This window comes from Aequorivita marisscotiae (assembly GCF_029814825.1).
Lineage (GTDB): Bacteria > Bacteroidota > Bacteroidia > Flavobacteriales > Flavobacteriaceae > Aequorivita > Aequorivita marisscotiae.
The window spans coordinates 3,438,719-3,451,112 of the sequence record NZ_CP122379.1; the positions used below are offsets into that span (position 1 = coordinate 3,438,719).

Genomic DNA, 12,394 nt, shown 5'->3' on the forward strand with positions numbered 1-12,394 from the left:
AAAAATCCTGAATCTATTTTAAACCTATAAATTTAAAGGAAAGATACTAATTGGTTCAATCTCGCTAAAACTAAAATTTAATTTCGGCCCAATTGCTTCGTTTTGTAGGTGCCAATCTATTTAGGTTTTCTGTAAGTTTTGTAATATCAACCTGCGGGCCGCCACTAAAGATAGCCTGTATTTCATCGCTTTTGGCATCAAAAAAAGTACGTACTAAAAAAGAGTTTGGACGACGGTCATTAATTCCTTTAAGATTGTTTATAGCTTCGGCAATTGTTTGTTTTGCAGCTTTTTGATCTGCAGCCATAATATCCATTCCCTCGCGGTGATATTGATACATTACATCGTGGAATTCCTTGTAAACCGAAGACAATAAAGCATCGTTGTAACGATATCTAGATTGATTGCCATCCGTGGCTCTCCAACCTTGGTAATTGCTAGAAGCGGCTGTATTTGTTATCTGTTTTGCAATTTCAAAATAAGGAGCTCCGCCATTTAATGTAAAGGTATCGGCATCTAAACCTATAACGGTATAAACATGATATGCAATTACCGAAACAAGGTTAGAATCAAAACTATTTATATTAAAAGAGAGGGGTTCAAATTCTTTATAGTTAAATTTTACCTGCCTATCAAAATAATTATAAACCGGAGTGTCGTAAGTAGATTGAAAAACGGGCCGTGAAGACTGAATTTGCAATGTACCGGTAAAAGAATCGCCATCGTATTGACTAACGACCAACGTCATATTACAATCTATACGTTCTTGGTTTTTGTATTCTTTATCGGTCCATTTAGTATTGTTAACAAACTCTCGCAACTGGGTTTCCAAGGTTCGGAAAATTTGCAAATTTGGTTGTCCGGTTTGTTCGGCATCAATAGAAACGGTGCAATTAAGTTCTTGGGCCTGTGCAGAAAACACAGCGATAGCACATAGTAAGAAAAGTAAAATTTTACGCATTTGTCTGTTCTATAATATATTTTAAAATATCTTCGGCTACTTCTTTTTTAGGTTTAACAGGAAAAGGAAGCACTTTATTGTCTTTTGTTATAAAAGTAATTTTATTTGTGTCCACCTGAAAACCTGCGCCTTCATCTCGAAGCGAATTTAACACAATTAAATCTAAATTCTTTTTTTTCAGTTTCAATTTTGCATTTTCTTCTTCGTTTTGAGTTTCTAATGCAAAACCAACCAGAAATTGCTGTTTCTTAATTTGGCCAAGTGAAGCCAAAATATCCTTTGTTTTTGTAAGCTGAAGTGTCAATGCACCGGTTTTCTTTTTGATTTTTTCTGAAGCAACATCCGCAGGGCGATAATCGGCTACGGCGGCGCTCAAAATAGCAACATCGCTTTTATTGAAATATTCGTGTGCGGCATTGTACATTTCTTCCGCAGAAGTAACTCGGATGATCTTTATAAAATCGTTTTCAAGTTTTAATGCCGAAGGGCCCGAAATTAAAACAACCTCAGCGCCAAGCTCGGCAGCGGTTTCGGCAATGGCGTAACCCATCTTTCCACTGGAATGGTTGCCAATGAACCGAACAGGGTCAATAGCCTCATAAGTTGGGCCGGCGGTAATCAAAAACTTTTTGCCGCGAAGGGGAAGTTTTTTCAACAAATCATTTTCCAAAAAGGATACTATTTCATCAGGCTCTGCCATTCTTCCTTGCCCTACCAAACCGCTGGCAAGTTCGCCAAAAGCTGCTGGAATCTGGATATTTCCAAAGCTATCCAATTTTTTAAAGGTTGCCGCCGTACTAGGATGGTTATACATATCCAAATCCATAGCAGGTGCGTAATACACAGGGCATTTTGCAGAAAGGTAACAAGCTAACAATAGATTGTTACAAGTGCCATTTGCCATTTTAGAAAGTGTATTTGCCGTAGCGGGTGCTATCAAAAACAAATCGGCCCAAAGGGCCAATGCTACGTGATTGTTCCATTTGGGTTCTTTAAAACTGTCTTCATCTTTTTCATCTGTAAATGATGAAAACACTTCATTTTTGGAAAGTGTGGCAAGGGTAAGCGGAGTAACAAATTCTTTGGCAGCATCGGTCATAACCACCTTTACATTTGCTCCATTTTTTACTAATAACCGAACCAAAAAAGCAGTTTTGTATGCGGCAATCCCGCCAGTTACGCCAAGCAAGATATTTTTCCCGTTCAAAACAGACATCTTTCGGTTTTCAGTTTTCAGTTATCAGTTGCATGTAATCAAATAAACGCTCTAAATCCCTTTTTAAGAGTAAGGGGCTTTACTCCTCTACTACTTCGTCAGCAGTATTGCGGTAGTATATTTTGTTTTCCAACCATTCTTGCACTGCCAATGCATGCGGTTTTGGAAGTCTTTCGTAAAATTTTGAAACCTCTATTTGTTCTTTGTTTTCAAAAATTTCTTCCAAACTATCGTTGTATGTAGCAAACTCGTCAAGTTTTTCAAGAAGTTCCTTCTTAATGTCACCGTTTATTTGTGTGGCTCTTTTCGCAATAATTGAAATAGCCTCATAAATATTTTCTGTTGGAGCATCAATTAAGTTTTTGTCTAAAGTAACTGTATTGATGGGTGCGTCTGAATTTTTAATATCCATAGTAAAATTAATTAAATAGTGGGTTCTGTTTCTAAAGGTATCAACTTGCTCTCTATATCCTGATAATATTCTAAAGCCTGGGGAGCCACGTCTGAATCTTTATAGTATTTTATAAAATTATTATAATGTCCTTTTGCATCGCGTAAACGTTCTTGTACCAAAACAGGAATACTGTTTATGGCCAATTTATAAGCAGAAACAAACCTTCCGAAAAAGGCGTCCTTTCTGTAAATAGAACCTGGATTATCTGTTATAAAATTGTCAAAAGCTTCAATTGCCGCTTTGTAATCTTCAACGCGCAGGTATTGTTTCGCAACTTCAAATTCTTTCTTCTCCAACTTCGTTCTTAACTCTGCCACCAATGTATTGGCCTCTGCTCGTTTTTCAGAATTTGGATATTCGTTTATAAATTCCTGCAATTTTTCCAACCCTTTATAAGTATCTTTTTGATCCAAAGAGTATCTCGGAGAAAGCTGGTAAAAGCTTTTCGCAGATTTAAATGAGGCAGTTTCTATACTATCGCTCATTGGGTACGCCTGGGTAAATCTTTCAAATTGATAGCCAGCAAGATAGTAATCTTCTAAATTGTAGTACGTATTGGCATACATATACATTAGTTTCTCGCCCTGTGGCTTACCTCTGTATGCGGGCACTAACTGCTCCATCATTTTTAGCCCCTTTTTGTATTTACCTATTCTGTAAAGCGAATCGGCATAAACATATTTTTTACTCATATCGTCTTTACGCAATACCTCCTGATATTCACTACAGGACGAAAGAAGAATTGTAAGACAAAGTATTAAGAAAAGTGGTAATCGCATGGGCTTAAAAAACATCGTGCAAAAATAGGGAATTAAACATGATTGAACAAACTTATTATTTGGCTAAAATATTGCGCCGAAGGCTATTATTTGCAAGCCTTTTGAAATATTTAACTTCTAATTGGAAAAGTGCTAAATTAAAACTTTTCAACAAAAGCGTCTATTTTAGATCGCAAACCATCGCTAACACCTACCAATGGAAGCCGAACTGTATCTCCACAAATATCTAACTTTTTAAAAACCGCCTTGATTCCGGCAGGATTTCCTTCGGCGAATATATAATCTATTGCAGGGGCAATTTTATAGTGAATTTCATAAGCCTCATCCACCTTTTTCTGCAAACCAAGTTGTACCATTTTTGAAAATTGTTCCGGAAAACCCTCTCCAATTACCGAAATAACCCCAGCGCCGCCGGCAAGAATCATCGGGAGCGTAATCATATCGTCACCAGAAATTACTAAGAAGTCTTTAGGACAACCGGCAATTAATTTCATTGCCTGAACTATATCGCCCGCAGCTTCTTTTATTGCAACAATTTTTTCGAAATCGTTTGCCAATCTTATCACCGTTTCCGGGAGCATATTTGAAGCCGTTCTGCCCGGAACATTATATAAAATCACTGGCAGAGGAGCCGCATTTGCAATGGCCGAAAAATGCTGATATATCCCTTCTTGCGTAGGTTTGTTGTAATAGGGCGAAACCGAAAGAATAGCCGTAAATGCCGAAAGATCGCGCGTTTTCATTTCCGAAATAACTGCTTGCGTGTTGTTACCGCCAATTCCTAAAACTAAAGGTAAACGGCCGTTATTGGCCTCAATTACGGTATTTATAACCACCTGTTTTTCGTCGTTGGAAAGTGTAGCATTTTCGGCGGTCGTTCCTAAAACCACCAAATAATCTATGCCATTGTCAATATTGTAATTTACCACATTTTTAAGCCCTTCCACATCTACTGAAAAGTCGCTTTTAAAAGGTGTGATTAACGCTACGCCTGTTCCAATTAATTCTTTCATATTTTTTATTTTGATACTATTGATACTTTTGTTTTTATGGATTCTAAAATTTGACTTTTTCCACTTCCTACTTCCAGCTTCCAACTTCCAGCAACCATTAAATCTTTTTAAAGATTTTCAAATATTTAATTACTTCACTTTTAAAATCGTCTAAATTATCGGGAGCCACCGCTAATAGCAAGTCGTAAAGCCGCTCGTCCGCACCTTTAAATCCAATGGTGAATTTTGCCTTACTCTGCACTACCATTGCACTTAAATACTCGTGTTTTCCGGGATAAAAACCTATTAAAACATCTAATGGCACTTCTAAAAATTCTTGCGCGTTTTTGCTTTTTATTTCGCCGCGCCAAGTAAATTCCTTGTTTGTAATTTGATTTTGCCGTAGCGAAGGTAATTTTTTGCGAGTTTCAACAAAACTGAAAATTTTCACGTCTTTAGGTTGCAAGCCTAACGATGTTCCAAACTCGTACAATTTTTCAAAATCATTATAAAAAGCTTCGTCTACTACAAATCCCAAACTTTTTAAAGGTTCGTTACGCTTCGAAAAATCTCGTTTAGAGAGGTTTTTTTCGATATGTTTTTTTAATGAATTCTGCTTTACTTTTCGTAACATAGAACGTTAATAATTATAGCTTTAAATTAGTTTTTTCATTCTTTAAAACGCTTTAATTTGCAATCATTTGTAAAAATTCATCTTCAGATATTATTGAAATATCCAAACTCTCAGCTTTTGTTTTTTTACTCGGCCCCATATTATCGCCCGCCACAACATAATTAGTTTTAGACGAAATGGAACTGGATACCTTTCCGCCGTTGTCCTCAATCAATTTTTTTAATTCGTTGCGTGAAACTTTTGTAAAAACTCCAGAAACTACAAAGGTGCTTCCTTTTAATACTTCGGTTTGATTAGCCAATTTTTCTGCTGAAATTTCCAGCTGCACCCCGTAACTTTTCAGTCTTTCAATGATAGCGATATTTTCTTCAGAAGCAAAAAATGAAACTACACTTTGAGCTATGCGTTCCCCAATTTCATCAATGGTGGTAAGTTCTTCTTCGGAAGCATTTCTTAAGGCGTCAATGGTTTTGTAGTGCTTTGCCAGTTTTTTGGCTACGGTTTCGCCCACGTAACGAATTCCCAGTCCGAAAAGAACTCGTTCAAAAGGAATGTGTTTCGAAGCTTCAATTCCCGTCACAATATTTTCGGCACTTTTTTGCGCCATTCGTTCCAGTGGAATTATCTGTTCGGCTTTTAAAAGATACAGATCTGCATAGTTATTAATTAGACCGTTATTCACTAAAAGCGCCACAGTTTCGCCACCCAAACCTTCAATATCCATCGCCTTCCGCGAAATAAAATGTTGAATTCGCCCAATAATCTGCGGCGGACAACCAGCTGCATTTGGGCAATAATGCTGGGCTTCACCTTCATTGCGAACCAAAGGCGTGCTGCACTCGGGACATTGGTTTATATAATTTGTAGGATTTGTATTTGGGTCGCGCTGAGTAAAATCTACCCCGATTATCTTTGGAATAATCTCGCCGCCTTTTTCAACAAAAACCGTGTCGCCTTCACGAATATCGAGCTTTTCAATTTGATCTGCGTTGTGAAGCGACGCGCGTTTTACAATTGTTCCTGCCAATTCCACAGGTTCCAAATTTGCAACGGGCGTTATTGCACCCGTCCGGCCAATCTGATAGGTAATTTGGTTTAATACGGTTGAAACCCGTTCGGCCTTAAATTTGTACGCCATAGCCCATCTTGGAGATTTGGCAGTGTACCCAAGCTCTTCCTGCTGTTGCAGATTGTTTACTTTTACCACTACCCCATCAGTCTCGTACGGCAATTGGTGACGGTGAATATCCCAATAATTTACAAAATCCAATACCTCATCCAAGTTTTTGGCCAGCTTGGCAGCTTCGGGGACTTTAAAGCCCCATTGGCGTGCTTTTTCCAAACTTTCAAATTGTGTTTTAATTGAGAGCCTTTCGCCCGTAATACTATATAAAAGACAATCTAATGGGCGTTTTGCAACTTCGGCGCTATCCTGCAATTTTAAACTGCCCGAGGCCGTATTTCGCGGGTTTCGGTAGGGTTCTTCGCCTAATGCTACTCTTTCAGCATTCATTTTTGCAAACCCTTCAAAGGGCAACACAATTTCGCCGCGAATATCAAACAATGGTGGGTAATCGCCCTTTAACTGTAGCGGTATGGAGCGTATGGTTTTTACGTTTGCAGTAACATCATCGCCCTGAAAACCATCGCCGCGCGTAACGGCTTTTAACAATTTTCCGTTTTCGTATGTTAAACTAATGGAAGCCCCATCGTACTTTAGTTCGCAGGTAAATTCTACCCTGCCATCAACAGTTTTTTCAATGCGTTTTTCCCAGTCTTCCAAATCTTCTTTTGAATACGAATTATCTAAAGAATACATTCTGTAGGTGTGGGGCACAGTTTCAAAGTTTTTTGTTACCGCTCCCCCAACCCGAAGTGTTGGCGAATTGGCATCATAAAATTCGGGATGCGCCTTTTCTAAATCTTGAAGTTGTTTTAGTTTTTGATCAAATTCGAAGTTCGAAATGGTGGGATTATCTAAAACGTAATAATTATAATTATGTTCGCGAAGTTGGTTGCGAAGCGTGGTTATTTGCTGTTCGATGTTCATGCAACAAATATAAAATTTAAACAGTAGAGGTTATAAACACCTGTGAAGTTTTTTTATGCCCTTTCTTCATTCAACCATTTAGGCACGTCGGGACGTTTAAATTCCTTCATTTTTTTTATAAGATTCACCGGATTGGTATCTACCAGAAGCAAGTTGTAATTATCCATAGACAAAAAGCCTTTGCGAACCATGGTTTCGAGCATTTTTATTAAATCGTTATAAAACCCGTTTATATTCAGTAGCCCAATTGGTTTTTGATGTAAGCCCAGTTGGAGCCAGGTAATAATTTCAAAAAGTTCCTCGAGCGTGCCCATACCGCCGGGCAATGCGATAAAACCGTCGCTTTCTTCTTGCATTTTCAGTTTTCGCTCGTGCATATTTTTGGTGGTAATTAGCTCGGTAAGCCCTAAATGAACAACTTCTTTTTTCTTTAAAAAGCTAGGTATTATCCCGACTACCTTTCCGCCATTTTTTAAAACACTTTTTGCAAGTATTCCCATCACCCCTATTTTTGCGGCACCGTAAACCAAAGTAATACTGCGTTTAGCAAAAATTTCACCCAAATTTTTCGCAGCATCGGTTATTGCTAGATCGTTACCATCACTACTTCCGCAAAAAACACAAATTTTGTCGAGTTTGTTCATAGAGCTTTTTTTTTGAAATATTTGTTAGCTTTAACGCAATTTGCTGATAAACTGTATTTTACAACAAATTAAAACACACATTTAATCATTCGATCCTTTCCGAAGATGTCTTTTTTCACTTTAATATTTTTGGCACCTTCGGTCAGTAAAAGTTCAGATAATTCTTCACTAAGGTACTCATTAATCTCGAAAAAAAGTTTTCCATTTGGTTTTAAATAGTTTTTTGCCAGCTTCACAATAGCTTTATAAAACAGTAACGGATCTGCATCCGAAACATATAAAGCTCTTTCGGGTTCGTATTTTAAAACGTTTTCCTGCATCTGTTTTTTTTCCAACTCGCGTACATACGGCGGATTGGAAACTATTACGTCGTATTGCTTCGGAAGAGCTTCGGTCGTTAAAATATCTCTTTGAAAAAAATCTATCGTCACTTTATTTCTTTCGGCATTTTTACGTGCCACTATTAATGCTTCTTCGGAAATATCTAAAGCAGAAACCTGCGAATCTAACAGGTTTTTAGCAAGCGAAATTGCAATACAACCTGTGCCGGTACCAATGTCTAAATACATTTTTGCGCCTCTTTTTAACATAGAAGCTTCGTTCAATATCCAAGCTACCAATTCCTCGGTTTCGGGACGTGGAATTAAGGTGTGGCGGTTAACGATAAAGGGCAGTCCGAAAAATTCGGTCTCGCCAACAATGTACTGAATAGGTTCATGATTCTTTAGTCGAAGTATCGCCTGTTGAAATTTTTCTACAGCATTTTCTGAAATTTTCCTTTGCGGATTTAAAGCAATCTCCAATCGGGAGAGCTTGAGGTATTCTTCGGAAAGTATATTGAAAAACGACAATACTTCTTCCGCAGGATATAATTCTGAAATTGAATTTTTAAAATGATTTTTTAGCTCTGTAATTTTCAAATTATATTGGTCATTAGTACCTCGACGGCGCTCAGTGTAAATTTAAGTATTGCTTATTTCCAATTACAATGTTTTAATCATATGCACGGGGCACGAGTAATGGCCCGTGTCTCCCAATGCACCTTCAATATAGCTAAACCCAGCTTGTTTGTAAAGTTTTTGGGCGTGCGACATATATTCCATTGTTTCAAGGTAAATTTTTTCATACCCAAATTCGCGTGCTTTTGCCAAACAAAACTCCATCATTTGCGCGCCAAGACCCTTACCGCGGGCAACGGGCAAGAAATACATTTTTTGGAGTTCACAAAAGTTTCCCTCATAATTGTCTAATTTGGCTATGCCTGCACCGCCAATTATTGTATTGTTTTCTTCAATTACAAAGTATGCCGCTTTCGGTTTTTGGTAGGTTTCAAACATACAATCCAACGCTTCATCGGCATACGCAGTACCCACTTTTGGAACATTAAAATCTATTAAAACACTGCGTATAACCTTGGCAATTTGCAGATTGTCCTGCTTTTCAATAAGGCGAATAATTGGTGTGTTCATTCTAATTAAATCCTTGTATTTTTACGCGGTGAAGATACACGAAAAATATATGACGCGCTGTATTCAGCTAGCCAAAAATGGGCTTGGCACCACCTATCCCAATCCGTTGGTGGGCAGCGTAATTGTTTATAACAAAACAATTATTGGCGAGGGTTGGCACTACAAAGCGGGCCAGCCGCACGCCGAAGTAAATGCTATTTCGGCCGTACGCCAAACCAATTATTTAAACGATTCCACCATCTACGTAAGTTTAGAGCCTTGTAGTCATTTTGGGAAAACTCCGCCCTGCGCAGATTTAATAGTTAACAGCGGAATTAAAAAAGTGGTAATTGGCAGTTTAGACCCTAATCCACAAGTAGCTGGCCGCGGCATAAAAAAATTAATCGAAGCCGGTTGCCAAGTTATTGTAGGGGTTTTAGAAGATAAATGTAATTTGTTGAACAAACGATTTTTTTCATTTCACCAAAAAAAAAGACCGTATATTATTTTAAAATGGGCGCAGACTGCAGATGGTTTTATAGCACCAAAAGAAACCACCCGAAAGGAAACAAAACCCGTTTGGATTACCAATGAATTTTCTAGGCAACTCGTTCATAAAATGCGAAGCGAGGAACAAGCAATTTTAGTGGGGACAAATACCGTTTTACAGGACAATCCATCACTAACGGTTCGGGATTGGACGGGTGAAAACCCAACACGGATCGTGCTGGATAGGCAGTTAAAAATTTCGAGGGACGCATCTGTTTTTGACGCAAATTCAAAAACTATTGTTTTTAGTGAAAAAGACAGTGAAAATTTGGAAAATGTAATTTTTGAAAGGATTGATTTCTCCAAAGAAATCCCGCAGCAAATTTGCGCTGTGCTATTCCAAAAAAACATTCAATCGGTTATTATTGAAGGTGGGGCAAAAACGCTTCAAACTTTTATTGATGCCAATTTATGGGATGAGGCGTTTGTATTTAAAGGAAATAACGCATTTATCGAAGGTGTAAAAGCACCTGTTTTTACGGGTGAAATAATTTCTGAACATAAAATCACAAACAACATGCTATACATCTTTAAAAACCCTCACTCTTGATAGCACTGGCTCTAAGCATTCTTTCGTCCACAATGATTTTTGTGGTTTTTAAGCTATTTTCAAAATTTAAAATTAATACCCTGCACGGCATTGTTTTTAATTATGTAACAGCTTGTATTTGCGGAATTGTCTTTCAGAAAAATACGGTAGCTTTTGCTGAAATACCAAGTTATACTTGGTTTCCATTCGCCTTGATTTTGGGTGCGCTTTTTATTACCGTTTTCAATTTAATGGCTGTTACAACACAGCGTAGTGGACTTTCAGTGGTTTCGGTGGCCACAAAAATGAGTGTTGCAATCCCCATTCTTTTCGGACTTATTTATTACAATGAAAGTTTGGGGTTTTTAAAAATTACTGGCATTGTTCTCGCGTTAATCGCCGTGTATTTATCTTCCATAAAAACGAAAGACGGAATAAAAATAAAACGCTCAAATTTTATATTTCCTATTTTGGTTTTCTTGGGAAGCGGCATTATAGACACAACTATTAAATATTTAGAAGGCGAATTTATAGCCGAAAACGACATTCCTATATTTTCGGCCACAATATATGCGATGTCTGGCGCAATCGGTTTCTCAATTTTGGCCTATCAGGCAATTCGCGGAAAATTTAGGTTTCAATTTAAAAATGTTCTCGGCGGAATAGCCTTGGGAATTCCCAATTATTTTTCCATTTATTTTTTGGTGCAGGCGCTGCGCAGTGGTATTTTTGACAGTTCGGGCGTTTTTACCATTAACAACGTAGCAATTGTAATGATTTCAACCTTAATAGGAATTCTGTTTTTTAAAGAAAAATTATTGTTCAAAAACTGGATAGGAATAGTATTGGCCGTGCTCAGCATTATTTTAATAACCTCAGAAAAACTGTAGCTTTCTATATAAAAAATTGAAATGTTTGGATAGTGAAAAAGATACATATAAAACCATTTTAAAACCCTCCAAAGAAGTACTTTTTAAAGAAAAAGGAAGTAAGTTTTTTGGATATGCGTTTCCTGTTACTTCGGAAGAAAATATAAAGGAACACCTTGACGCGCTCAAAAAACAGCATCACAGCGCCCGACACTGGTGCTACGCATGGCAGTTGGGCAAAGGGTACGAACACTACCGCGCAAACGACGACGGCGAACCTTCTAACAGTGCAGGTATGCCTATTTACGGCCAATTACAGTCTTTTGATGTTACAAATATTCTGGTTGTGGTTGTGCGATATTTTGGCGGCACAAAATTGGGGGTGGGCGGATTAATCCAAGCGTATAAAACTACTGCGCAAATGGCTTTGGAAACTTGCAAAATTTTAAAAAGAACCATCGACGAATCCTATGTGTTAAAATTTGAATACCCCGAAATGAATACCGTAATGCGAATTATAAAAGATGAAGATTTAAAATTGATAAATCAAAAAATGGAGCTTAGTTGTGAATTTGAAATTGCAGTTCGGAAAAAAGATGCGGAACGTATTTTTGAGCTATTTAAAAATACGTACAAAGTAACCATCAAACAATTAACGGATTAATTAATCTTCTTTTAATTTTTCAAGTAAATAATCGGGAGCTTTCATTAGCTTTTTGGTAGTGCTATTTACAAAAACCAAAATTGTGGTTGCCGTAACCAACAGTTGTTTGGATTGATTATAAATTTCGTACTCAAACTCAATTTTTACTGTAGGAATTTGCTTCAAAGTTGTCTTTACGGTTATTATATCGTCGTAATAGGCAGGGCGTTTATAATCTATATTTAAATGCACTACAGGAAGATGTACATTGTTGGCTTCCATCCATTTATAGCTAAAACCAAGGGCTCGCAACCATTCGGTTCTGCCTTGTTCTAAGTATTGGGCATAGTTACCGTAATACACCACACCCATTTGGTCGGTTTCACCATAACGCACTCTAATATCTGTAAATGTTTTCTTCAAAATTATGTACTGTTTAAAGAAAGTTTTTTGTAGTTTTATCGAAAGTCAAGTATGGCGAAAAAAAACTAATAATTCAACCCCAAAGTGGTTTTTTTTATAACTTTTTTGTTCACATATTTGCATTGTTAATAAATAGCCCGGAAATACTCCATCCCCTATTTTTTGGCCATACTTTTTAAAACAAAAAAACAGAAATTTTAACT

General features: G+C 37.4%; 14 protein-coding genes. 3 read left to right on the forward strand and 11 right to left on the reverse strand.

The annotated features are described in order from the left end of the window. Positions 1 to 70: 70 nt before the first annotated feature. The 10 genes from porD to QCQ61_RS15470 all read right to left on the reverse strand — a co-directional run bounded on the left by porD (position 71) and on the right by QCQ61_RS15470 (position 9,199). Positions 71 to 961 (reverse strand): type IX secretion system protein PorD, encoded by an 891-nt coding sequence (gene porD / locus QCQ61_RS15425; protein WP_279448635.1) that lies wholly within the window; start codon positions 959 to 961, stop codon positions 71 to 73. Then, positions 954 to 2,177, reverse strand: coding sequence for a bifunctional phosphopantothenoylcysteine decarboxylase/phosphopantothenate--cysteine ligase CoaBC (coaBC, locus tag QCQ61_RS15430; RefSeq protein WP_279448637.1), 1,224 nt, complete (start codon positions 2,175 to 2,177; stop codon positions 954 to 956). The genes porD and coaBC overlap by 8 nt, the downstream gene beginning before the upstream one ends. A gap of 79 nt (positions 2,178 to 2,256) precedes the next feature. Beyond that, positions 2,257 to 2,589 carry a DNA-directed RNA polymerase subunit omega gene (locus tag QCQ61_RS15435; protein WP_279448639.1) on the reverse strand — a complete coding sequence of 111 codons (333 nt, stop codon included), beginning with the start codon at positions 2,587 to 2,589 and terminating at the stop codon, positions 2,257 to 2,259. An 11-nt stretch (positions 2,590 to 2,600) separates the two neighbouring features. After that, on the reverse strand, positions 2,601 to 3,410 hold the full coding sequence (locus QCQ61_RS15440; protein ID WP_279448640.1) for an outer membrane protein assembly factor BamD: 810 nt from the start codon (positions 3,408 to 3,410) through the stop codon (positions 2,601 to 2,603). 137 nt (positions 3,411 to 3,547) lie between these two features. Beyond that, positions 3,548 to 4,423 (reverse strand): 4-hydroxy-tetrahydrodipicolinate synthase, encoded by an 876-nt coding sequence (gene dapA / locus QCQ61_RS15445; protein ID WP_279448641.1) that lies wholly within the window; start codon positions 4,421 to 4,423, stop codon positions 3,548 to 3,550. Positions 4,424 to 4,520: 97 nt separating this feature from the next. Further along, complete coding sequence (locus QCQ61_RS15450; RefSeq protein WP_279448642.1) at positions 4,521 to 5,036, reverse strand: DUF6913 domain-containing protein; 516 nt, start codon at positions 5,034 to 5,036, stop codon at positions 4,521 to 4,523. 52 nt (positions 5,037 to 5,088) lie between these two features. Then, positions 5,089 to 7,086 (reverse strand): NAD-dependent DNA ligase LigA, encoded by a 1,998-nt coding sequence (gene ligA, locus QCQ61_RS15455; RefSeq protein WP_279448643.1) that lies wholly within the window; start codon positions 7,084 to 7,086, stop codon positions 5,089 to 5,091. A 53-nt stretch (positions 7,087 to 7,139) separates the two neighbouring features. Further along, positions 7,140 to 7,730, reverse strand: a complete 591-nt coding sequence (locus tag QCQ61_RS15460) for an LOG family protein (protein ID WP_279448644.1) — start codon at positions 7,728 to 7,730, stop codon at positions 7,140 to 7,142. A gap of 68 nt (positions 7,731 to 7,798) precedes the next feature. Then, on the reverse strand, positions 7,799 to 8,650 hold the full coding sequence (gene prmC, locus QCQ61_RS15465) for a peptide chain release factor N(5)-glutamine methyltransferase (RefSeq protein WP_279448645.1): 852 nt from the start codon (positions 8,648 to 8,650) through the stop codon (positions 7,799 to 7,801). A 63-nt stretch (positions 8,651 to 8,713) separates the two neighbouring features. Continuing rightward, positions 8,714 to 9,199 (reverse strand): GNAT family N-acetyltransferase, encoded by a 486-nt coding sequence (locus QCQ61_RS15470; protein WP_279448646.1) that lies wholly within the window; start codon positions 9,197 to 9,199, stop codon positions 8,714 to 8,716. Between the two features lie 28 nt (positions 9,200 to 9,227). Between QCQ61_RS15470 and ribD the strand changes: the two genes are divergently transcribed. Genes ribD through QCQ61_RS15485 form a run of 3 tightly spaced genes read left to right on the forward strand, consistent with a single transcriptional unit; the run spans position 9,228 to position 11,789 of the window. Next, positions 9,228 to 10,277, forward strand: a complete 1,050-nt coding sequence (gene ribD / locus QCQ61_RS15475; RefSeq protein WP_279448647.1) for a bifunctional diaminohydroxyphosphoribosylaminopyrimidine deaminase/5-amino-6-(5-phosphoribosylamino)uracil reductase RibD — start codon at positions 9,228 to 9,230, stop codon at positions 10,275 to 10,277. Further along, positions 10,274 to 11,146, forward strand: coding sequence for an EamA/RhaT family transporter (locus QCQ61_RS15480; RefSeq protein WP_279448648.1), 873 nt, complete (start codon positions 10,274 to 10,276; stop codon positions 11,144 to 11,146). Before ribD ends, QCQ61_RS15480 begins: the two co-directional genes overlap by 4 nt. A 25-nt stretch (positions 11,147 to 11,171) precedes the next feature. Then, a complete protein-coding gene (locus tag QCQ61_RS15485) occupies positions 11,172 to 11,789 on the forward strand; it encodes an IMPACT family protein (RefSeq protein ID WP_279448649.1) in 618 nt (205 codons plus the stop codon). Here QCQ61_RS15485 and QCQ61_RS15490 read toward each other — a convergent pair whose 3' ends face one another. Then, positions 11,790 to 12,191: an acyl-CoA thioesterase gene (locus tag QCQ61_RS15490; RefSeq protein WP_279448650.1), complete on the reverse strand. Its 402-nt coding sequence runs from the start codon at positions 12,189 to 12,191 to the stop codon at positions 11,790 to 11,792. Positions 12,192 to 12,394: the final 203 nt, after the last annotated feature.

Excerpts from the sequence above, each read along its gene's own strand:
- porD (WP_279448635.1), bottom strand. The coding sequence starts at position 961 with ATGCGTAAAATTTTACTTTTCTTACTATGTGCTATCGCTGTGTTTTCT.
- coaBC (WP_279448637.1), bottom strand. The coding sequence starts at position 2,177 with ATGTCTGTTTTGAACGGGAAAAATATCTTGCTTGGCGTAACTGGCGGG.
- QCQ61_RS15435 (WP_279448639.1), bottom strand. The coding sequence starts at position 2,589 with ATGGATATTAAAAATTCAGACGCACCCATCAATACAGTTACTTTAGAC.
- QCQ61_RS15440 (WP_279448640.1), bottom strand. The coding sequence starts at position 3,410 with ATGCGATTACCACTTTTCTTAATACTTTGTCTTACAATTCTTCTTTCG.
- dapA (WP_279448641.1), bottom strand. The coding sequence starts at position 4,423 with ATGAAAGAATTAATTGGAACAGGCGTAGCGTTAATCACACCTTTTAAA.
- QCQ61_RS15450 (WP_279448642.1), bottom strand. The coding sequence starts at position 5,036 with ATGTTACGAAAAGTAAAGCAGAATTCATTAAAAAAACATATCGAAAAA.
- ligA (WP_279448643.1), bottom strand. The coding sequence starts at position 7,086 with ATGAACATCGAACAGCAAATAACCACGCTTCGCAACCAACTTCGCGAA.
- QCQ61_RS15460 (WP_279448644.1), bottom strand. The coding sequence starts at position 7,730 with ATGAACAAACTCGACAAAATTTGTGTTTTTTGCGGAAGTAGTGATGGT.
- QCQ61_RS15470 (WP_279448646.1), bottom strand. The coding sequence starts at position 9,199 with ATGAACACACCAATTATTCGCCTTATTGAAAAGCAGGACAATCTGCAA.